At 45.9% G+C, this 21,106-nt stretch carries 17 protein-coding genes; 1 reads left to right on the top strand and 16 read right to left on the bottom strand.

Annotated features, from left to right (window positions below; translation table 11 throughout):
• Positions 1–10: 10 nt before the first annotated feature.
• The 15 genes from argB to L3D05_RS09965 all read right to left on the bottom strand — a co-directional run bounded on the left by argB (position 11) and on the right by L3D05_RS09965 (position 17,569).
• Positions 11–802 carry an acetylglutamate kinase gene (gene argB / locus L3D05_RS10035; protein WP_239615893.1) on the bottom strand — a complete coding sequence of 264 codons (792 nt, stop codon included), beginning with the start codon at positions 800–802 and terminating at the stop codon, positions 11–13.
• Positions 803–815: 13 nt separating this feature from the next.
• Complete coding sequence (argJ, locus tag L3D05_RS10030; RefSeq protein ID WP_255807423.1) at positions 816–2,045, bottom strand: bifunctional glutamate N-acetyltransferase/amino-acid acetyltransferase ArgJ; 1,230 nt, start codon at positions 2,043–2,045, stop codon at positions 816–818.
• A 30-nt stretch (positions 2,046–2,075) separates the two neighbouring features.
• The gene (argC, locus tag L3D05_RS10025) at positions 2,076–3,128 is read right to left on the bottom strand and encodes an N-acetyl-gamma-glutamyl-phosphate reductase (protein WP_239615892.1); all 1,053 of its coding nucleotides are present in this window, start codon (positions 3,126–3,128) and stop codon (positions 2,076–2,078) included.
• A 224-nt stretch (positions 3,129–3,352) separates the two neighbouring features.
• Positions 3,353–4,267, bottom strand: a complete 915-nt coding sequence (locus L3D05_RS10020) for a YitT family protein (protein ID WP_239615891.1) — start codon at positions 4,265–4,267, stop codon at positions 3,353–3,355.
• A 115-nt stretch (positions 4,268–4,382) separates the two neighbouring features.
• Positions 4,383–5,502 (bottom strand): peptide chain release factor 2 gene (gene prfB, locus L3D05_RS10015; RefSeq protein ID WP_239615890.1). Its coding sequence is split into 2 segments (ribosomal slippage): positions 4,383–5,423 and positions 5,425–5,502, totalling 1,119 coding nucleotides; the frame shifts between segments, so codons are not numbered across the junction.
• Positions 5,503–5,556: 54 nt separating this feature from the next.
• The gene (gene secA / locus L3D05_RS10010; RefSeq protein WP_239615889.1) at positions 5,557–8,070 is read right to left on the bottom strand and encodes a preprotein translocase subunit SecA; all 2,514 of its coding nucleotides are present in this window, start codon (positions 8,068–8,070) and stop codon (positions 5,557–5,559) included.
• Between the two features lie 200 nt (positions 8,071–8,270).
• A complete protein-coding gene (hpf, locus tag L3D05_RS10005) occupies positions 8,271–8,834 on the bottom strand; it encodes a ribosome hibernation-promoting factor, HPF/YfiA family (RefSeq protein WP_239615888.1) in 564 nt (187 codons plus the stop codon).
• 204 nt (positions 8,835–9,038) lie between these two features.
• Positions 9,039–9,818 carry a cephalosporin hydroxylase family protein gene (locus tag L3D05_RS10000; protein ID WP_239615887.1) on the bottom strand — a complete coding sequence of 260 codons (780 nt, stop codon included), beginning with the start codon at positions 9,816–9,818 and terminating at the stop codon, positions 9,039–9,041.
• A complete protein-coding gene (locus L3D05_RS09995) occupies positions 9,808–10,740 on the bottom strand; it encodes an NAD-dependent epimerase/dehydratase family protein (protein ID WP_239615886.1) in 933 nt (310 codons plus the stop codon). Before L3D05_RS09995 ends, L3D05_RS10000 begins: the two co-directional genes overlap by 11 nt.
• Positions 10,737–11,303, bottom strand: coding sequence for a dTDP-4-dehydrorhamnose 3,5-epimerase (gene rfbC, locus L3D05_RS09990; RefSeq protein ID WP_239615885.1), 567 nt, complete (start codon positions 11,301–11,303; stop codon positions 10,737–10,739). The genes L3D05_RS09995 and rfbC overlap by 4 nt, the downstream gene beginning before the upstream one ends.
• Positions 11,264–12,493, bottom strand: coding sequence for a class I SAM-dependent methyltransferase (locus L3D05_RS09985; protein WP_239615884.1), 1,230 nt, complete (start codon positions 12,491–12,493; stop codon positions 11,264–11,266). The genes rfbC and L3D05_RS09985 overlap by 40 nt, the downstream gene beginning before the upstream one ends.
• A gap of 6 nt (positions 12,494–12,499) precedes the next feature.
• A complete protein-coding gene (gene rfbG / locus L3D05_RS09980; RefSeq protein ID WP_239615883.1) occupies positions 12,500–13,558 on the bottom strand; it encodes a CDP-glucose 4,6-dehydratase in 1,059 nt (352 codons plus the stop codon).
• On the bottom strand, positions 13,559–14,329 hold the full coding sequence (gene rfbF / locus L3D05_RS09975; RefSeq protein ID WP_239615882.1) for a glucose-1-phosphate cytidylyltransferase: 771 nt from the start codon (positions 14,327–14,329) through the stop codon (positions 13,559–13,561).
• Between the two features lie 25 nt (positions 14,330–14,354).
• A complete protein-coding gene (locus L3D05_RS26710) occupies positions 14,355–17,165 on the bottom strand; it encodes a glycosyltransferase (RefSeq protein ID WP_239615881.1) in 2,811 nt (936 codons plus the stop codon).
• Between the two features lie 206 nt (positions 17,166–17,371).
• A complete protein-coding gene (locus L3D05_RS09965; RefSeq protein WP_115993872.1) occupies positions 17,372–17,569 on the bottom strand; it encodes a cold shock domain-containing protein in 198 nt (65 codons plus the stop codon).
• Between the two features lie 256 nt (positions 17,570–17,825).
• Between L3D05_RS09965 and L3D05_RS09960 the strand changes: the two genes are divergently transcribed.
• Positions 17,826–19,544 (top strand): glycosyltransferase family protein, encoded by a 1,719-nt coding sequence (locus L3D05_RS09960; protein ID WP_239615880.1) that lies wholly within the window; start codon positions 17,826–17,828, stop codon positions 19,542–19,544.
• 204 nt (positions 19,545–19,748) lie between these two features.
• On the opposite strand, the gene fliB is transcribed toward L3D05_RS09960, so the two are convergent.
• Entirely contained in the window at positions 19,749–20,972 is a 1,224-nt protein-coding gene (gene fliB, locus L3D05_RS09955) for a flagellin lysine-N-methylase (protein ID WP_239615879.1), read from the bottom strand.
• Positions 20,973–21,106: the final 134 nt, after the last annotated feature.

The following is a 21,106-nucleotide window of genomic DNA, read 5'->3' as shown; positions in this document are numbered from 1 at the left end:
CCGATTCGCTTTACGATCTTACGATCCGCGTTCCGATATTGCCGTCTCTTACCGCTCGACTGAGCACGCGCTCCGCGGAGCCGTCTACGATCAGCACTTCCTTCACGTTGCCGTGCAGGCAGCTCATCGCTGCCCTTACTTTAGGAATCATGCCGCCGTATATTTCTTCGGTTCGAATCATTTCTTCGATATCCGCAAAAGTAACTTGAGGAAGCACGACTTTCTCGCCGTTCACCGTACGCATGATTCCCGGAACGTCCGTCACGACGATCATCGTATCCACGCCTAGCTCCGAAGCTACCGCGCCCGCCGCCGTATCCGCGTTGATGTTGTACCGTTGACCCGCTCCATCGATTCCGATAGGCGCGATTACGGGTAAATAACCTAGCTCGATAATGCCTTCCACCAAAGCAGCGTTCACTCCGGTTACATCCCCGACAAGACCGACTTCATTAGCATTCGCGACCGGTTTGGCTTCGATCAGCTTGCCGTCCGTACCGGAAAGACCGATAGACTTGGCTCCGTTCTGTTGCAGCTTGCGTACGATTTCCTTGTTGATACGACCGGCAAGCACCATCTCGACGACGTCTAACGTCGCTTCATCCGTTACGCGAAGACCGCTGACGAATCGGCTTTCGATGCCAAGCTTGCCGAGCGTCTCATTAATAGCCGGACCGCCGCCATGTACGATGACGGGTTGGGTTCCGCTAGCTTGCAAATCCCGTAAATCCTCGAAAAAGGCATCCGGAAGCGCTGCTAACGTACTGCCGCCGCATTTCATTACAAAACGTTGTGTACTCATGAATATCCGCTCCTTACGTCCGATATGCGGCATTGATTCGCACGTAATCGTACGTAAGATCACAGCCCCACGCCATCGCTTGCCCGCTGCCCATCTTCAGGTTCACGTTGATGCCGACGGTATCGCCTTTTAAGTACTCTAATGCTATCTCTTCGTCGAAAGGAACCGGCCGAGATTGCTCCAGCACAACAATGTCCCCAAGACGGATGTCTACTGTCCCCACGTTAACCGGTTGACCTGCCCGACCAACCGCGGCGATAATACGTCCCCAGTTGGCGTCCGCGCCGAATACGGCCGACTTCACCAAGCTGGAACCGATGATCGTCTTCGCGATCGCTTGCGCCGCTTCGTCGCTGGAAGCGCCGACGACGGTCGTCTCGATCAGCTTCGTCGCGCCTTCGCCATCGCGCGCAATCGCTTTTGCCAGCTCTGCGCACACGAAGCGCAAGCCGTCCACGAAAGCGCCGAAATCGGGATGGTTGCGCGTTAGCTCCGAATTTTCCGCCAAGCCGCTCGCCATCGCCACCAGCATATCATTCGTGCTCGTATCGCCATCGACGGTAATCATGTTAAAGCTAAGGTTCGTGACTTCGCGCAATACCTCTTGCAGTAACGGCGCCCCAATGCGAGCATCCGTAGTCACGAAGCCAAGCATCGTTGCCATGTTCGGATGAATCATCCCAGAGCCTTTGGCCGCACCCGCGATCGTGACCTGCCGTCCGTCCGCGGTCAAGGTTACGCAGCTTACTTTCTTAACGAGATCCGTCGTCAGTATCGCTTGGCAGAAATCGTCTGACCCTTGTACGTCGCCGCGCAGCTTAGCAGGCAATTTCTCGATGCCTGAATTGACGCGGTCCATCTTAAGGAGTTCTCCGATGACACCCGTAGAAGCCACTGCCACCTGATCCTTGCTTACTCCGAGAGCTTCTGCCGCGTTTGCCTGCATCGCCCGTGCGTCCGCTTCTCCTTGCGCACCCGTACACGCATTAGCGTTGCCGCTATTCACGATTACCGCGCGCAGCACGCCTCCCTCGCCCAAAGCTTCCCGCGTCACCTGAAGCGGTGCCGCTTGAAATAAATTCGTCGTATATACGGCAGCCGCAGCAGCAGGGACCTCGCACACAATAACTCCTAGATCGTGCCTATCCGTTTTTTTCAAACCGCAATGCAGGCCTCCGGCCTTAAAGCCTTTAGGCGTCGTAACGCCACCGCCCTCTACGATCGAATAACTCTGTTCTCCCATGATTGTTCGTCCGTTCCTCTCGTCCGCGAATTATGGATATACCGGCGTGAACTGAAGGCCGAGCGTCTCGTCCCAGTTCATCAACAGGTTTAAGTTTTGAATGGCTTGGCCGGCAGCGCCTTTAACCAAGTTATCGATTACCGAAATGATAGTGATGCGTCCGGTTCTCTCATCTACGGAGAAGCCGATATCGCAATAATTAGTGCCGAATACTTCCTTCGTCGCAGGCCAGCTGCCATTCGGACGCACGCGGACGAATTTGCGGCCCTCGTAGAATTGACGGTACAACTCTACGAACTCCGAGCTTACGCGTTGTTCCGTAAGAGTGGCATACATCGTACACATAATGCCCCTTGTCATTGGAACGAGATGCGTCGTGAACGTCGTAATAACGGGACGTCCCGCCGCTTCGGACAGTACTTGCTCGATTTCAGGCGTATGTTGATGCTTATTTAATTTATAAGCTTTGAAGTTTTCGTTAATCTCCGAATAATGAGCGCTAAGGTTCAATCCCCGCCCCGCCCCGGACACGCCGGATTTGGCATCGATGATGATGCTGTCCGGATTAATCCAGCCAGCCTTCACGGCCGGATACAAGCCGAGCAATGCGGAAGTCGTGAAACAGCCAGGATTGGAAATGAAATCGGAGCTCGACACTTGCTCGCCATATACTTCGGCAAGACCGTATACGGCTCGTGCGACAAGCGACTCATCTGCCGGCTCGTGTTTGTACCACTGTTTATACACATCGCCCGATTTCAGGCGGAAATCGCCGGACAGATCGATGACCTTCAGTCCCGCTTCCAGAAACTGCGGCGCGAGCTTCATGCTAATGCCATGCGGGGTCGCCAAGAATACGACATCCGCCTTGGAACGGATTACATCGATGTCGATTCCATCAAGAAGATCCGTACGGATTTCCGTTAAATGAGGGAAACCTTCGGCAATCGGCGTTCCCGCGCTGGAAGAGGAAATGACCGACGTAACGGTCACCTTCGGATGAGATTGCAGTAAACGAATGAGTTCGACGCCGCCATAGCCGGTAGAACCGACGATTGCCGCGCGGATTGATGTTGAATTCATAATAACTCCCCCATGCATAACGTTCATTTGCCATAACCATGCTTTTGGCAAAACCATCCTCATTGTACCTAATAACGACCCTGAATGAAAGAATGGATTATGGTCAAGTCCTTATCCGCAAAGGATAAGCCGGTAACGAAGCGTCCGAGATTAGAAATATGTATTATTATACATCCGGTGTATTATTTATTCAATGGTTAGATTGACTACTTGCCGAATTTTCATTAGGATTGCCTCTCATCATGGAACCCTTCTCCTAACACTTCAGCCGCATCTGTAATGATAACGAAAGCATCCGGGCCCACATCCCGAACAAGCAGCTTAAGCCTTACCACCTCGTTCTGCCCGACTACGGCAAGCAACACCGGACGCTCGTCCCCCGTATATCCGCCGAACCCTTGGAGCTTTGTCAGCCCCCGGTCCAATTCATGCAGAATCGCATGGGATACCAAATCCGGATGCTTAGAAATAATAAATGCCGCCTTGGAGTTCTCGAAGCCGGTCTGAATGAGATCGATTGTTTTGCTTGTAGCGAATAAGCCGATCAGCGCATAGAGAGCATTCTCTAGAGAAATGAATAGTCCCGCGCAAATGATGACAAGCCCGTCCATCACAGCGACGGCGAGTCCCAGACGGATTCCGAGCAGACGATGGAGAATCTGCGCCGCCACGGACAAACCGCCGGTCGAACCTCTCCCCCGGAATACAAGCCCAAGGCCTAGACCGACGCCCAGACCGCCGTATAAAGCACCGAGAAGAGGATCATGAGTGGGCGGCGTCCAATGTGAAGTCAGCAAGACAAACAACGGAAGCACGACGGAACCGATCGCCGTCTTAAGCGCATATTGCCTACCCATAACGACTACCCCAGCAATGAAGAAGGGAATATTAAGCGCCCATTGAGTAAGTGCCGGGTTAATGTCCGCAAGCGTGTCGAGAATAACGGAAATTCCCGATACTCCTCCGGAAGCGATTTGATTGGGCAACAGGAACAAATTAAAGCTGGCCGCTACGAAGAAAGTACCAAGGAGCATGAGTGCATAACTAAAAACCGTTCTCGTTCGTGACGAGAATCGGGGAGTCGTTCTTCGGTTGGGTATCGTAGGGATGGATCGAGTTTGATTATCGTTAGTAGACATGGATGTTCCTCTTCCTATCACGAGTAGTGTGGCGTTACGTGTTAGAATTACCGTTCCGGTTAGTTCCATTCAAAAAGATAAGCCACAGGAGTAATCCCCTGTGGCTTTGATGCTGTTATTGTACTTCTTGCTTAATTTGATTACGCAAATATCCATCAATGAAGGAATCCAAGTCTCCGTCCATAACCGCCCCTATGTTACCAGTCTCCACGGAAGTACGGTGATCCTTGACCATGCTGTATGGATGGAAGACGTAAGAGCGAATCTGGCTGCCCCATGCTATATCCATCTGTTCTCCCCGCACTTCGGCCAATTCCTTCTGTTGCTCCTGGATCTTCAGCTCGTAGAGCTTGGACTGGAGCATCTTCATCGCCTTGTCACGGTTCTGAATCTGGGAACGCTGCGTCTGGCACGCTACGACAATCCCCGTCGGCAAGTGAGTAATTCGGATGGCCGAATCCGTCTTGTTGATATGCTGTCCACCCGCTCCGCTTGCGCGGTACGTATCGACTCGCAAATCCTCGGGACGGATTTCGATCTGAATATCGTCGTTAATTTCCGGAACAACGTCACACGAAACGAATGAGGTATGTCTTCTGCCTGATGCATCGAATGGAGAAATCCGAACGAGTCTGTGAACGCCCTTCTCCGCTTTAAGGTAACCGTAAGCGTTGTGTCCTTTAACAAGGATCGTCACGCTTTTGATACCCGCTTCGTCGCCTGGAAGATAGTCAAGCAACTCGACCTTGAAGCCGCGCTTCTCGGCCCATCTCGTATACATCCGATAGAGCATTTGGGCCCAATCCTGCGATTCGGTTCCACCAGCTCCAGGATGGAGCTCTAGAATGGCATCCAGCTTGTCGTATGGTTGGTTAAGCAGCAATTGAAGCTCGAAAGAATCTACCTTGCCGGTTAAACCCTTGACGCTCTCCGCCCATTCGGTAGCCATCGATTCGTCCGACTCTTCTTCGAGAATCTCAAGCATATCCATCAAGTCTTGGCACTCGTTCGCCAAGCCCTCGAATTGGTCGACGACCGCCTTGATCGCGTTCATCTCTCCGATAACGGCTTGAGCCTTCTCATTGTCGTCCCAGAAGTTCGGATCGCTCATTTTGACTTCGTAGTTCTCGATCTGTTCTTTCTTCAGATCTAAGTCAAAGAGACCCCCTGAGTTGCTGAAGTCGCTTCGCGTTTCCACGAAGGTCTTGCTTAACGGATACGTCTAGCTCGAACATGTTGAAATCACCTCATAAAATCTTGTGCAAAGGCTTTAGGAATGGCATCCCTAGTTAGTCTATGCGCCCGTGACACAATTTGTATTTCTTACCGCTTCCGCATGGGCATGGATCATTGCGTCCTACTGCGCTTGCATCGCGGGTTTTAGGCTTTTTGGGACCTTCTTCCGCCTTCGTGTCGACGGCTTGGCCCTCGGCAACGGCTTCCCGTTTAGGCGGCGTATGGACTTGCGCCTTCATGATATACGTCGTGATCTCTTCTTCGATACGCTCGATCATAGCGAGGAACATATTGTGTCCTTCGAATTGATATTCGCGAAGCGGATCGTTACCGCCATAAGCGCGTAAGTGAATCCCCTGGCGCAGATGATCCATCGAGTCGATATGATCCATCCATTTGCTATCCACGGCACGAAGAACGACGACTTTCTCGAACTCGCGCATCGTTTCGATGGTGAGCAACTCTTCGCGCTCGTCATATAACTTCTCAACGCTCTCGTTGAGATACTCTATAAGCTCTTCCTTTTCCTTGCCCCAAAAATCTTCTTTGGTTACACGATCTTCCGGCAAGAAATGCTGATGCGCATAGGCGACTAGGCCGTCCATGTCCCAATCCTCAGGAACGTCCGTATCCGAGCAGTAAGTATCGACTGCACGCCCGATAACGGATCTAACCATTGCGGTAACAATCTCGCGGATATTGTCGGAATTTAGAATCGCCCGACGATCTCCATAGATTTTCTCCCGCTGAAGATTGATAACGTCATCGTATTGCAGAACGATCCGGCGGGTATCGAAGTTGCTGCCTTCTACGCGCTTCTGCGCAGATTCGATTGCACGGGAGATCAGGCGGCTCTCGATCGGAGAATCCTCGTCGAATCCTAGACGCTCCATCATCCCCATAATATTATCCGCTCCGAATCGGCGCATAAGCTCATCCTGCATGGACAAGTAAAATTGCGACGAGCCCGGATCCCCTTGACGACCGGCACGACCCCGCAGTTGGTTATCGATTCGACGGGACTCATGGCGCTCTGTACCCATAATATGAAGACCGCCAATATCCGCTACGCCATCTCCAAGCAAGATATCCGTTCCGCGTCCCGCCATGTTGGTTGCGATCGTAACGGCACTGTGTTGACCTGCACTAGAGATAATTTCCGCCTCTTCTGCATGGTACTTGGCGTTCAACACTTGATGCTTAACGCCTTTTTTCTTAAGCATCTCCGAAATGCGTTCGGAGTTCTCGATGGAGACGGTACCGACAAGCACAGGTTGTCCAGTTGCATGACGGCGAACGATCTCTTCTACGACCGCACGGTACTTGCCGTTCTCGGATTTATAGACGACATCCGGAATATCTTGACGAATGTTCGGACGGTTCGTCGGAACTTGAACGACTTCCAGTCCGTAAATGCGTTTGAATTCTTCTTCCTCCGTCTTAGCTGTACCGGTCATCCCGGCTAGCTTCTGATACATCCGGAAGTAGTTCTGGAACGTAATCGTCGCCAGAGTCATACTCTCGTTCTGTACCTCGAGCTCTTCCTTGGCTTCGATGGCTTGGTGAAGACCTTCGCTATAGCGACGACCGGCCATAAGACGTCCGGTAAATTCGTCGACAATGACGACTTCGTCTTCTTGAACGACGTAATCGACGTCGCGTTTCATAATAAATCGAGCTCGTAATGCTTGGTTTACGTGATGATTCATCGTCACGTGCTCATGAGCAAATAAGTTTTCGATATTCAATGCACGCTCTACCTTAGTTACACCTGCTTCGGTAAGAGCAACGCTGCGCATTTTGATATCTACGGTGAAATCTTCGGTATCAGTCAATCGGCTAACTAAGCGATCGGCTGCGTAATATAATTCCGTCGATTTCTGAGCTTGCCCGGATATAATTAACGGGGTCCGCGCTTCGTCGACAAGGATGGAGTCCACTTCATCGATGATGGAGTAGTGGAGCGGACGCTGAACCATCTGTTCCTTATACAACACCATGTTGTCGCGCAAATAATCGAACCCGAATTCGTTGTTCGTACCATAAGTGATATCGCAAGCATAAGCAGCTTGCTTCTCTTCATGGGAAAGGCCATGCAGGTTACAACCGACGGTCATGCCTAAGAAGGAATAAATTTGTCCCATGAGTGCACTATCGCGTTGCGCCAAGTAGTCATTAACCGTAATGACGTGCACGCCTTCGCCTTGCAAAGCATTCAGGTACACGGCCAAAGTTCCGACGAGCGTCTTCCCTTCACCGGTTCTCATCTCGGCAATCTTGCCTTGATGCAGCACCATACCTCCGATTAACTGTACGTCAAAGTGGCGCATGTTCAGCACGCGCTTGGACGCTTCCCTTACGACTGCGAATGCCTCTGGAAGAATGTCATCCAAGGACTCGCCTTTGGCGATGCGGCCACGGAATTCTTCCGTCTTCTCGCGAAGCTGATCATCGCTTAGTTGGGCGATAGTCGACTCCAGACCGTTAATCTGGTCAACGGTTTTGAGGAGGCGTTTCACCTCACGTTCATTGGCATCTCCGAATATTTTTTTGACAAGTCCCAACATTTAGGATGTACCCCTCTCTCTCGCGGGTCTAACAACATCTTCTCATTTTATCAGTTTGGAGAAATTGGGGCAAGGAAGGGTAGCTGGAAATCATGAAAGTGCAACAAAATACTATCAAAAGATCGAAAAACTTATGTCTTTATACCCGATAGTATCAAAAAAGCCCCGGCAGCAACGCGCCGAGGCTTAGGATTTATTATTTATTCAGCGGATTCGATCAATCCATACTTTCCGTCATTCCGACGATATACGACGCTTACATCCTTAGTCTCCGTGTTAGCGAAAACATAGAAGTTATGCCCGACTAGGTTCATCTGAAGAATCGCTTCTTCAACGTTCATAGGTTTCAGGTTAAAGCGCTTCGTACGAACGAGCTCTAAATCGTCTTCTTCATCTCTAGTAAGAGTCGTCACGCTATTTCCGTTGCCGAAGTCTTCCTTAAAGAGGGCTCTAGCCGATCCGGCTTCGCGGAAATTGCGATTGATTTTCGTTTTGTGTTTGCGAATTTGCCTTTCGAGTTTGTCCACTACGAAGTCAATGGATGCATACATGTCCTCTCTCTTCTCTTCGGCGCGAAGTAACGCACCTGGAAGAGGGATCGTAACCTCGACGGCCTGTTGGCCTTTCGTGACACTTAGGGTTACGTTTACATCGGATTGGGGAGGTGCTTCAAAATACCGCTCCAGGCGACTCAGTTTCTTCTCAACGTACTCACGCAAAGCATCTGTCACTTCCATACGTTGACCACGAATGTTGTATTTCATGGGGCACTCCTCCTTTGCATGACTCTATAATAACACATCCTAGGCGACCGTTTCAAAACATTCCGCAAATAATTTTGAATTTTTAGATAATTTAATTCATAGAGTTGTAACATATAAATTTGTAGTAAAAAAATCACCCTAAAAGGTTATTCTTTAAACATAAGCCAACGGCGTACTTATCCGTTGGCCATTGTAATCTTATGGTCATTCCGTTACTTTAATTCGCTTTAGCCATGCGTTCGGCCAATGCGTAATGTTATTTCGCAATTCGCTTTCGTTAAAAGGGATCTGCGGTACTTCCAGAACGAAATCAGAGTTTTTCTCAAGAAAATCCGCAACGGCTTCGACAGGATTATCATCTTTCCACTCTGTTCGCCCACGAGGCACATCATACAAATCCTGCATGACTCCATCCGTTGCCACAATATAAGAGCCCAACGTTACAAAGGCCTGATAAGCTTCTAATTCCTTAAGCACGTGCTCTCTTGAATGATTGGAATCTAATAGGACTAGAACAGATTCATTTGGCTTTATTTGCCGCTTAACCTGGTCTACGATATCATCGGCTACCGAATTCCCTTCAATTAGCTCGATGTAGGGGAACAATTCATGTTCTTCTATCGCTTTTCTATTATGCGGACGTATTTCCAGATCAACGCCGATGACTCTCCCTTTTCCGTTAAGTTTGCACAAACTCGCGTAGTAGACCAAAGAACCGCCATGGGCTACCCCCGTTTCTATGATCACATCCGGCTTCGTACGGTATATGACTTCTTGTATCCGCAACATATCTTCCGGAAGTTGAATAATCGGCCTTCCCATCCAACTGAAGGTATATACATACTTTTCATTCCAACCAACTTTAACCCAAAGATCGGATATCGCTTCAAATCCTTTCCTTGAATATAAAGATTCCGTCTTTGATTCTCCATTGTCCAGTGAAAAGGTAATCGTGTTCTTCTCCGTATCGATCTCATACTTCATCTTCAATCTTCCTCTCTTGTCTCCTGTTCTGCAAGCATTGTCTCCACCACTGGATCGTGCGATCTAGACCTTCTCCAATCCCAACTTTAGGAGTCCATCCCAAAGATCGTAATCGCGTGACATCGGCTTGAACTTGATCCGCTTCGTTCGGGTTTGCAATCGCGCCAAATCGAACCAGATTCGCTTTACCCAATCGATGACTAATATCATTAATGATGCTTCTCACTTCTACCGCATCTCCGGATGCAATATTAAATACGCCGTTCTGATTACTCCTTAATATCGCTACGAGAGCTGCCGCCGCGTCAGCTACAAACAAAAAATCCCTGCGGTGCTTGCCCTCCGTGCATTTTGCATCCTCTTCGTTAAGCAGTGAGCTGATGACCATAGGTACAAGCCTATTCTTCGGTTCATGCGGACCATACAAAAAGAACAATCTGCCCCATGCAAGACTCATCGATGTTTGTTGTGCATAGTGAAAAGATAAGTCTCTCATGTAGTTTTTGCATGCTGCGTAAGGGGAATCATACGTTAAATCGGAAGAGTATTCCTCCAGACTTCCACCGTTCCACTTATACTCTGCGCAACTTCCCGCGATCAAAGCTCTTTGCCCGCCGATTTGATGAAATATTCGTAATAAAGCAAGCGAGGCTTGAACCCATCTATAATTTTCTAATGAGCGCATGTATTGTCCGGGGGTCGCTTCCCAGGCCAAGTGCATTAAATATTCCGGTCGAATAAGCTGCAATAAGTCTTTGACTTGCCGTTCGCTAAACAAATCGCATTTATGCCACTTCGTTCCTTCGGTATCGGGATGATCCTGTCTGCTTATAGCATGAACCTCGTAGCCGTTCAAGATAAGTTCATCGACGACATGCTTCCCGACAAAACCGCTCGCTCCCGTAATCAATACTTTTTTCATGGTTGATAATCCTTATAACTAGTATCTTTCTCTGAAATGACTTCACACTTAAGCGGCCATTCAATATGAAATCGATCATCGTTCCAGCGGATACCTCTTGAGACGCAAGGTTCATGCATCGAGCCCATCTGATAGAAAACTTGCGTATCATTTTCCAGCGTTTGAAATCCGTGAGCGCAACCTTCGGGAATATACAACATGCGTCGATTTGCCGCACTTAATACCACGGAAATCCATTTCAGATATGTAGTAGAAGTAGGCCGCAAGTCAATGATGACATCGAACAATTTTCCTTGAGTGCAACTGACGATCTTGACCTCTTCAAATGGCGCTTCCTGATAATGCATTCCTCTGATGGTTCCTCGCTGCCGATTATACGAAATGTTGCTTTGTACGAATGTCGTATGCAATGAGCGAGAAGAGAACTCGTTCACACAGTATGTTCGCGCAAAAAATCCCCTCTCATCCTCTATCGGCTCGACGTCAATGATATAGGCGCCCTCTATTAGAGTCTCCTCGAATCTCACTCGATCACCTCGATCCGGGGTACCAGAACGACCCATTTCCCGCCCCACTCGCGGATAAAAGAAGTTTGCGAAATAATTTCCTCTCGCAGGTTCCAAGGCAATATTAACAGGTAATCCGGTCTCGTATTTTTCAATTTCTCGGGATGATCTACTGGAATTCGCGAACCCGGCAAATAATGCTTCTGTTTATGCGGATTACGATCCACCGTATAATCGAGATAATCCTTATCTATTCCGCAATAATTCAACAACGTGTTCCCTTTGGCGGGAGCACCGTAACCAACGATTGTTTTACCCTTAAGCTTTAATTCTGTTAGGAATTTCACAATATCGTATTTTAACGATCGAACGTTATTATGAAATTGATCATAGACGTTCATATTCTTAATTCCGTATGCTTGCTCCTCATCTAGAAGCTGTTTTACGCGATTTGAGATTTCGTCTTCCCGCTCGATATGGCGTGCGAATATCCGAAGAGATCCTCCGTGCGTATCCAACTTCTCGACGTCAACTATCGATAATCCATGTTTTTCAAAAAGGATACAAACAGTAGATAACGAAAAATAAGAATAATGCTCATGATAGATCGTATCGAATTGTACATCCTCAATGAGTCGAAGAAGGTGCGGGAATTCCATCGTTATGATTCCATCTCGGCTCAAGAGAAGTTTCATGCCGGCGACGAAGTCATTTAAATCGGGTACATGGGCCAGTACATTATTTCCAAGAAGAATGTCTGCCCTCCGATTCTCTTTAATCATCCTTCTCGCTAATTCAGTGCCGAAAAACTCCGTTATCGTATTGATCCCTTTATCCAATGCCGATTGCGCAACATTGGCTGCCGGCTCAATTCCGGTAACGGGTATGCCACGGCCTTTAAAAAACTGAAGCAAATAGCCGTCGTTACTGGCAATTTCAATCACTTCATGCTCTGGACTTAGACTGAACCTGTCTATCATCATGTCGACATATCGTTTGCAATGTTCCAACCAAGTATCCGAATAGCTGCTGAAATAGGCGTAATCCGTGAAAATATGTTGAGGGGACTCGAATTCTTCTACTTGTGCCAGATAGCAATTGCTGCAGACAAAGGTTTTCAACGGATAAGTCGGCTCCATCTGCCGCAAACGATCAAGACTAACAAAAGAGTTCGCAAGAGGAGAGCTGCCAAGATCGACTAACAGATGCTCTAATCCCGTTCCGCATAATCTGCAATTAACATTCATTGGTTCTTAACTCCCCGCATGCTCTATAAATTGCCGAATCTGGCCTATCGTAAACTCTCTCATATCTTGTTTGTTCATATATGCTTTATACCATTCCATCGTCCACTCTATGGCCTCTATATTTGATAAATGATTAGACCACCCTAAGAGCTCGTTGGCTTTCGTGCAATTCAGCACTAGCCGTTCCGTTTCGTAAGGCTGTTTCGCTGCTTCTAATACAACTTGAAGTCCGCTAAAATAAGTTTTCCCTTTCTCCACCAACTGCTCAACGGAAACGATCGACTCTTCCCCGGGACCGATATTCCAAGCTCCCGCGAATTGCTCTCCCGACTGCCACATTTTTTCGGCCAATTTCATATAACCGCGCAAACAATCCAGTACATGTTGCCAAGGACGGATCGCATTTGGATTTCTTATCAATAATGGCTTGCGGTCGATTACCGATCGAATTAAGTCGGGAATGATTCGATCCTCAGCCCAATCTCCGCCCCCAATGACATTACCCGCCCGCACCGATGATAGGGTTTTTCCGCTGTTCGTATAGAAGGAATGCTTATAAGCGCTCGCAACTAGCTCGGAACAGCCTTTGCTTGAACTGTATGGGTCTAGCCCTCCCATTCTATCGTTTTCCGAAAATCCATGCGGGGAACTATAATGAATGTCATAGCATTTATCGCTGGTTACGTTGACGATCGCTTTCAAGGATGGAACGCTTCTCAAGGCTTCAAGCAAATGCACGGTTCCCATTACGTTAGTTTGGAATGTTTCTACCGGATTACGATACGAGTATCTCACCAATGGCTGCGCGGCCATATGAAATACAATATCGGGGGCTACCTGATCTACATAAGCTTTGAGTCGCCCATAATCATTTAAGTTTCCGAACTCAGAAACAATTCCATCGTGAACGGAGGCTTGCGTATACAGATTAGCTTCCGATTCCGGTGGCAGAGCGAATCCAAAAACTTCGGCACCGGCTTCTTTCAACCAAAGCGTAAACCAGCTCCCCTTGAACCCGGTATGTCCCGTCAACAGCACTTTCTTATCGCTCCAAAAATTGGACATTTATTCCCATACCTTCCACGGTGCGTTTCCGCTTTCCCATAACTCTTCCAGCTTGGTCTTGTCACGCAAAGTATCCATCGGGTGCCAAAAGTGTTCATGAAAAAAAGCGGACAATTGCCCTTGTTTTGCAAGCTCTTGCAGAGGTTCTTGTTCCCACAATGTCCCTTCGCCCTCTATGTAGTCGAAAACTTCAGGTTCTAATACAAAAAAGCCCCCGTTAATCCAATTCCCATCCCCTTCGGGCTTTTCTCTAAATCCTACCACGCGTTCGTTGTCAAAATCGATGGCGCCGAAACGACCGGGCGGCCTAACCGCCGTTATCGTCGCTAACTTGTTGTTTCTTCTATGAAACTCCAACAATTCAGATAAATTCACCGTGCTTAAGCCGTCACCATACGTTAAGCAAAAGGTCTCGTCTCCCACATAAGGTCTGGCTTTCTGCAATCGTCCACCGGTCATCGTGGAATAGCCGGTTTCTATTAACGTAATTTTCCACGGTTCCGTGTTGCTGCGATGTATCTCCATTTGATTTGTTGATAGATCATACGTGACGTCGGAGGTATGTAAATAATAATTCGAGAAAAATTCCTTGATGACGTAACCTTTGTAACCCAGACAAATAATAAAATCGTTAATCCCATAATGGGAATATATTTTCATGATATGCCATAATATCGGCCTTCCGCCGATTTCTATCATGGGCTTTGGTTTGGTATGGGACTCCTCGCTAATACGGGTCCCCAATCCCCCAGCTAGAATTACCGCTTTCATTTCATTCGCCTCCCAAGGTGCAACATCATACCCCTGTTATTTTCCCGACTAATTGAGCGGCTCCATAAACATCGGTCACTCCAAAATCCATAGCATTCAAACAAAGGAGATTCCCTTCATTAAAACCTCTTCTGTACTCGAAGGCGCCTTGTTTAGCAGAACCTATTGTCTCTTTACGCTTCATAATGGTCGTGTCGAACCACTGTTGCAGCTCGGGACTATCGTTCAACGAATCATGCAATTTATTGAGGTCATCTTCGAACGTACTATGGCTTCTGATTAAACCGTCCGCGCACTTCTGAATCATTTTTTTCCTATCCATCTCCAAGAACTCGTCATCAGAAAAAAAGAGGTTCTTAGCATTTACAAAGGCATCGGCAATCGCGGATTCTACCGCTTTCACGTTCGGAATGACATTCTCTCTTTTGAACCCTGCTTGATTATTCAATCTAAGAAAATCGTTTTTGATCTCGTTAGACTTGCGGTCGCTCTTCCCGTGATGATAAGCAATACCATTACTGTTGCCCGATGCCCCGCCAATGCTCATCGGGATATTAACCGAGATATACTTTTTCTGTAAATAGGCAGCGGCAAACCCCGAGTATACATCGGGAATACTGCAATTAAATACGCTCCCTGTTATTTCGGCCATTTCGGTCAATATGTCGGCATGAATGACAGCATTGCAATACAACATCGGTAATACGGTATGGGGAAGCGCGTAGCCGATTACTCCTTGAATGACCTGCATCGAATCCATTTCTCTAAATGCTATTCTTCCTGAATGAAAGGGGACGATGCCAAGGTAGTTTTGAAATCCATCCATTGTGACATCCGGCCAACCATAGTTCAAATAGTTCCAATGCAAAACTTTGGTTTGGAGTGTCCCAAGAAGGCAATCGAGCATAGAAAGCGCATGTAGCAGCAAGCCATCATCGGACCCCAAAACAATGACGTATTCACCCGAAACTTGAGATATGGCAAAATTGAAGTTCTCGGTCATCGCTAGCTCACGACTAGGTCTTATATATTTAATCCTAGAATCCGCTAGCCGGTCGATCATCTCTTTCGTTAATTCGTTGCTACTGTTATCGCTCACTATAATCTCACAATCGTCGAACTGCTGATCCAAACAGGTTCTCAACGTATATTCGAGCGTATTATGGCTGTTCCTTGTCGGGATGACGATACTGAATCTAACTCTGCTTACTCTATCTTTTCTAGGGATGTAATTCTCAATCAATGCATTTTTATGTTTCCAATATTTTTGAGCTTCGGCGATCTCTCCCTTTTGAACAAAGAGACCCGCCAAATTTCTATTCAGCAGGGGACTTCCCCTGAAGAAGGTTTCACTGGACAGCACCTGTTTATAATAGCGTTCCGCTTGCGCCAGGTCCGCGATCTCGCAGTAATAGTTGGCATATTCGACATCCCGGACTAAACCTTCGAGTTTATCTATTTCGTTAGTTATAAGATCGTATCTTCTAGCGAGATAAAGTAATTTAATCGTGAGTAGTTGGTTGATTTGCTTCTGGTGATTTTTCTTGAGAAATACAATCTCCGACTTGAATACGTCTTCCACATTGGAATCGTTAAGTACGTTTTCTATACATTTCGCTACTTCACCGTTCAGATAGGAAGCATATGCATAATTTTGCAGAGTATATTCCGATCTTAACCCTAGATAAGCTTTCTCGCTAAGACTTAAAAACCTCTCAACATTCGTCTCCGCAAAAGTTGCAGCATATTGCGATAATAAGGGGCTTTCTTCCCTATCTGGATTTTTTTCAAAATCAGCTTGTAAACGAGTTATCATATTCTTTTTACTGTATTGTTGCGGTTCACGATAGAGAATCTCCATTAGGAGTCTAACTCGGTCACTAGAATAATCGTTCGCTAAATAAACATTCTCCTGATTTGGAGTTTTGGAAAGGTACTGAGCGATGGACGAAGTTAACACTGCGTCTGCTTTCTTTATCATTAATGACTCAAACTTTCTGTTTGGCCGGTCTTTCCATTCGCTAAACGTCGATAAAGAATCATCCGCGCATTCATAGACAATCTTAACGTTTCCTTTAATCTCGTTAACTATATTGATATCCGAAGCTGTATTACAAATAATAACAACTTCGTTCGTGGAATCATTAACTAACTTTTGTACCCATTCTTTATCATTCACTGCGATCTCATTGTCGAGATAAGTCCAAACCGTAGGAGTCATCACTTTGACGAATCCCCATTCCATGACTGCACCTTCATAAGATTCCTGTTCGATTAATTGTGGATTCGGGTTATTCACAGCCACTTTATTTCTTGAACGATTAATATAACTTACGCGATAGCCCGAATGAGCTAATGCCCGCGCCAGTTGAGTTGACCTCTCGCTAACAGACTCCCAGTTACAATTGGATAGGATAATAAAATCTTTAATGTTCTTTTGCTCTTCCTGCAAACGCAAACTAATATCTTGAATAATCGATTCTACTTCCATTTTGAAATCTTGATCTTCCGCGTACTGGAGAACATGACGATATAATCTGTAGGATAAATCCTGTTCATCTAATTGCTGATACAAATACGCTAAGTTATATAAGATATCGGGGTTTTGGTTGTTGCTAGCAAAACAATCCCACAACATTTTTTCCGCTTCTTCAAACTGCCCCGTCAATAATCGAATGATCGCTTTCATATTCGCAACATCCGAATCCGCTTTAATGATTTTCTCCAACTCTTCTATGATAAGATTAGCTTGGTCAAAGCTCCCTATATTAATTAATCCTTTAATCTCGTTCTTTATTTTTTCTTTGTACTCATGTAGTTGATCTTGTGCATCCACCTTTAATCACTCCTAAATCACTCAAGGTACTTCACTATTCATTATCGGCATATGTATCCATTCAATAAATCTCATTCACCTCACTTTTCCCTGTTAGTTATATCCAGTAAATAAAAAAACCCTGGATTTCTCCAGGGTGTTCGAAAATTATTATCACATGTAACCCATATCTTGTATGATTGTTCGACGACAATGCGTCGATATGATTACACTCTTGTAACGTTAGCTGCTTGAGGACCTCTAGCACCTTGAACGATATCGAATTCAACCGTTTGGCCTTCTTCAAGAGCTTTGTAGCCGTCCATTTGAATAGCGGAGAAGTGAACGAACACGTCGCCACCTTGCTCTGTTTCAATGAAACCGTAACCTTTTTCCGCGTTAAACCATTTTACTTTACCTTGCATGTGTTAAACATTCCCTTCATATTCAAATGACGTTAGACATAAGCATTTGTGCCTAGTCCACACTTCGAATAATACATTAGGTAAAGATTGGTGTCAACGATTTTTTGTAAGCGGATACACGAGGTTGATAATCTTTCTATTTCCGCCGAATAAATCAATATCCGTTATGAAAAATCTATTGTATCTGATATTATTTAGACAGCTCTCCATTCTATATCTTTCTTCATATTATTAAATAATGAGGGGTCGTACCGGCATGCAAAAAAACATCATTGTACTATCTTCATGTAAATGGGGAGACATTCTGCAACGGCCACATCATATGGCGAGAGCTTTAAGATCATTGGATCATAGCGTTCATTATATTGATTCTATTAGTTCCGCAGACCTCGCCTCCCCCTATCTCGAATCTAAAACCTTAGCTCGTCAAGTAGATGGTTTATGGATCTATCAAGTTCAAAAACAGGTTGATACCGACATTCAAGTCGATATCCAGCGCCTCATTCAATCGCTTATTGACTCTACGAAGCACGAATCTATTTTAGTATTATACTTACCTCGATATATTAATTACGTACAGGAACTAACAGGGAACTATAAAATCGTATATGACTGTGTGGATGATCATACGGACTTGGATTATTCATATTGGAGCACTCATGCCGATATTGAGTGGGAAAATCATATTATGAAGAGGGCTGATCTAGTTCTCACGACAAGCACTTCCCTGTATCTCAACAAATCGCTCGGAATCGATAAGGTCATATTATCTAAAAATGCCGTTGATCCTAAAGACTTCAGTTTTGAGGAGAAATGTCCCATTCCAGAAGAGCTGTTGGCTATTCCCTCACCTAGAGTCTGTTATGTAGGAGCTGTTGATAAATGGTTCGACCAAGACCTCTTCTATGCATTGGTAGAATTTAACCCAGATATTTCTTTCGTGGTGATCGGGCCAGTTAGACCCCAGCTCTTAACCCATTCATTTCCAAACCTTTATTTGCTGGGTATCAAACCGCATTCAGACATCAAACAATATTTGATCCATATGGATTTGGGCATCATCCCTTTTAAAGACGACATCGATCTAATCATCAACTGTGATCCGATTAAGAAATACGAATATGCAATCAGCGGTCTTCCCGTGATTTCTACAGCACTCCCAGAGCTCTACGATGACGAACCGTATTTGATACCCTGTGCGACGTTTGATCAGTTTCAATCAGCAATTCGCTTAAATATTGGACAACGGTGGGAACCCTCCCGGCTTGATCGGTATATCGGTTCCAACACTTGGCTTACTCGCGCTTCCGAGATGATGCATTACATTGATTACCCTTCTGAATTATCCGGGCTCAAGATTAATACGTTGCAGCAGATACAGTCTAATTGGAATAAGAACCATGCAATCTCTGCCCCCATTGTAGACGCACTACATGGTTTGTCTTACATAGAAACTGATTCTAATATGGCTTTGTCAATCCTTCAGGATGCCGTTCAGAATAGTAATTCTCTCTTTGTGGAAAAAACCCTTATTTTATGCTTGGTATTAACCGATCGATTGGAAGAAGCTATTGATCTCGCACTTAATGGACGAATGTTCAATGATCTTATGAAAGCTGAATTAATCGCTTATTTGAATCTAGAAGATGCCGAACTCATTAGAATACAATTATTAAACGGAATACGAAGATTTGATCAAGTTCGGCATGCCCTTGTGCAATTTAACCGAGACGAGACGTTCAAGAAGTTTCTTTCGGCCAACTACTTTGTTACGATTGGGCATTACGATGCCGCCATTCCGCTATACCAAGACATATCCAATAGCGGTATTCGAGAGTTTAGTCCCTTATTCAACATGAACATGAGTATCCTGCTCAAACATCAAGGACTACTGCAAGAATCGCAACAAATCCATATTGCGAGCAAGAGCATGGTAGACGAATATCTGAATCGTCCATCTCAACTCGTCAACTAATCGTATCTGTTAATTAGACTGGAGGATTTATGACCAAACTAATTTCACTGGACACAAGATCAGACGATGGCAAAGCATAAAAAACCCCGAATTTCTTCAGGGTCCATGGCAATACCGTTTTTGCGAGTAATCAACAACTTGGATGATCGTTCGACGCGGTCGCGCCTGCATTAACCGTTTTACCAACTTTCTTACTTCTATCTATCAATTCATAATCATGATCGCCATCAAGGCTACCAGATTCATTTCGGTTTTTTCCAATCTATCGACCAACCAATTCAAGAACTTCCTGTTGTGCTCGGTCGTTCTCGAGTAGGATTGAATAATAACCAACGCATTCTCCGGCGTCATGTTTCCATTGTATTTGCCCACGCCGACCATATGGAACTTTATCGTGGAGTATATCGAGATCAGCCGGATATACTGTTGAAGGGCGGTCTTCTCTTTCTCGTAAAGAAACATTCCTTCAAAAACGTAATTGACGACGAAATTCTCCATTATGTATCCGTGTGATTCCAAGAAAGGCTCATAGACGTTGCCGAGCCCATCCTTATATAATCCGACGATCTCCTCTTCCGTACCGTTATGCAGGTTCAATCCTTCGAACGTTTGTTCAAAGATTGTATTGTATCTCGCATGAAACATCTTGCTTCTTGAGCGATACTCCGTCATTTCCTTTAGTAACTTAATGGATACGTGTACCGAGTCGGATTGGATGTTCAACACGTTATGGAATAGTCTCTGTTCGATTTGAAAATTGAACTGTTGAATTAACGGCCCTATCGAAGAAAAGTTGCCGTGGCCGATTAATTCATCGAGTTTCGAACAGAACAAGCCGAGGATCATGAGTCTTTCTTTCAATAAATATGAACGGTTCTGAATTAGGGAAATGACAAATATCCGAATGTCCCAGAACGCAGATGACAATTCACCCTTGTTTGTATTTACGATATTAGAAGCGAGTGTTCCTCTGTCCAAGTCCATCTCGACGACATCGAACTCCATCGGATTCGGGTTCAACAACGCTAATCTAGCCGTTTCGGGACACGACAACTTGCTGCTGATCTCAATCCTCCCGTCGACCTGATTATACACTCTCGGATATTCGGAGCAGGTTTGGCAAAGCGCTGCTTCACCGAGTTTCGATTGCAAGCTACAAAGCTTCTCTACTGTCAAAAAATTGCAATACCCTTCTTCATTTTGCTTCATTACCGCATAATAATATTCCGTGGCATCTTTCTTTACCCGAATGATATTCTCCTTGATGCTCATCTGTAGTTCTTTGTCCTTCACTTTCTGATATCGCTTGTAAGCCTCCTTCTCGACGCTTATCGCCCATCCTCCACAGCATGTATCTTCGCATGCGCTCCCAGTACATTGGAATTGACGCATATATTGAGGAGTCATCACTTGGAACCCTTTTTTCATTGTAACTACTCCTTCGGTTGCGTTACATTCCTATTTTAAATTTCGGCTTTTTCCCTTCATTATTTAATAGAGGATCCATTTCCAGATTTATATATAAGTACTCTTCTTGATTCTGCTAATTGATTGACCGATAT

Source organism: Cohnella mopanensis, assembly GCF_022352055.1.
Classification (GTDB): domain Bacteria; phylum Bacillota; class Bacilli; order Paenibacillales; family Paenibacillaceae; genus Cohnella; species Cohnella mopanensis.
Note: the sequence above shows the minus strand (reverse complement) of the source record. Positions and strands in the feature narration are given on the sequence as shown.

What these genes read in the sequence shown, in the direction of transcription:
- argB (WP_239615893.1), bottom strand. Translation starts at nt 802, where the DNA reads ATGAGTACACAACGTTTTGTAATGAAATGCGGCGGCAGTACGTTAGCA.
- argJ (WP_255807423.1), bottom strand. Translation starts at nt 2,045, where the DNA reads ATGGGAGAACAGAGTTATTCGATCGTAGAGGGCGGTGGCGTTACGACG.
- argC (WP_239615892.1), bottom strand. Translation starts at nt 3,128, where the DNA reads ATGAATTCAACATCAATCCGCGCGGCAATCGTCGGTTCTACCGGCTAT.
- L3D05_RS10020 (WP_239615891.1), bottom strand. Translation starts at nt 4,267, where the DNA reads ATGTCTACTAACGATAATCAAACTCGATCCATCCCTACGATACCCAAC.
- secA (WP_239615889.1), bottom strand. Translation starts at nt 8,070, where the DNA reads ATGTTGGGACTTGTCAAAAAAATATTCGGAGATGCCAATGAACGTGAG.
- hpf (WP_239615888.1), bottom strand. Translation starts at nt 8,834, where the DNA reads ATGAAATACAACATTCGTGGTCAACGTATGGAAGTGACAGATGCTTTG.
- L3D05_RS10000 (WP_239615887.1), bottom strand. Translation starts at nt 9,818, where the DNA reads ATGAAGTATGAGATCGATACGGAGAAGAACACGATTACCTTTTCACTG.
- L3D05_RS09995 (WP_239615886.1), bottom strand. Translation starts at nt 10,740, where the DNA reads ATGAAAAAAGTATTGATTACGGGAGCGAGCGGTTTTGTCGGGAAGCAT.
- rfbC (WP_239615885.1), bottom strand. Translation starts at nt 11,303, where the DNA reads ATGGGTCGTTCTGGTACCCCGGATCGAGGTGATCGAGTGAGATTCGAG.
- L3D05_RS09985 (WP_239615884.1), bottom strand. Translation starts at nt 12,493, where the DNA reads ATGAATGTTAATTGCAGATTATGCGGAACGGGATTAGAGCATCTGTTA.
- rfbG (WP_239615883.1), bottom strand. Translation starts at nt 13,558, where the DNA reads ATGTCCAATTTTTGGAGCGATAAGAAAGTGCTGTTGACGGGACATACC.
- rfbF (WP_239615882.1), bottom strand. Translation starts at nt 14,329, where the DNA reads ATGAAAGCGGTAATTCTAGCTGGGGGATTGGGGACCCGTATTAGCGAG.
- L3D05_RS09965 (WP_115993872.1), bottom strand. Translation starts at nt 17,569, where the DNA reads ATGCAAGGTAAAGTAAAATGGTTTAACGCGGAAAAAGGTTACGGTTTC.
- L3D05_RS09960 (WP_239615880.1), top strand. Translation starts at nt 17,826, where the DNA reads ATGCAAAAAAACATCATTGTACTATCTTCATGTAAATGGGGAGACATT.
- fliB (WP_239615879.1), bottom strand. Translation starts at nt 20,972, where the DNA reads ATGAAAAAAGGGTTCCAAGTGATGACTCCTCAATATATGCGTCAATTC.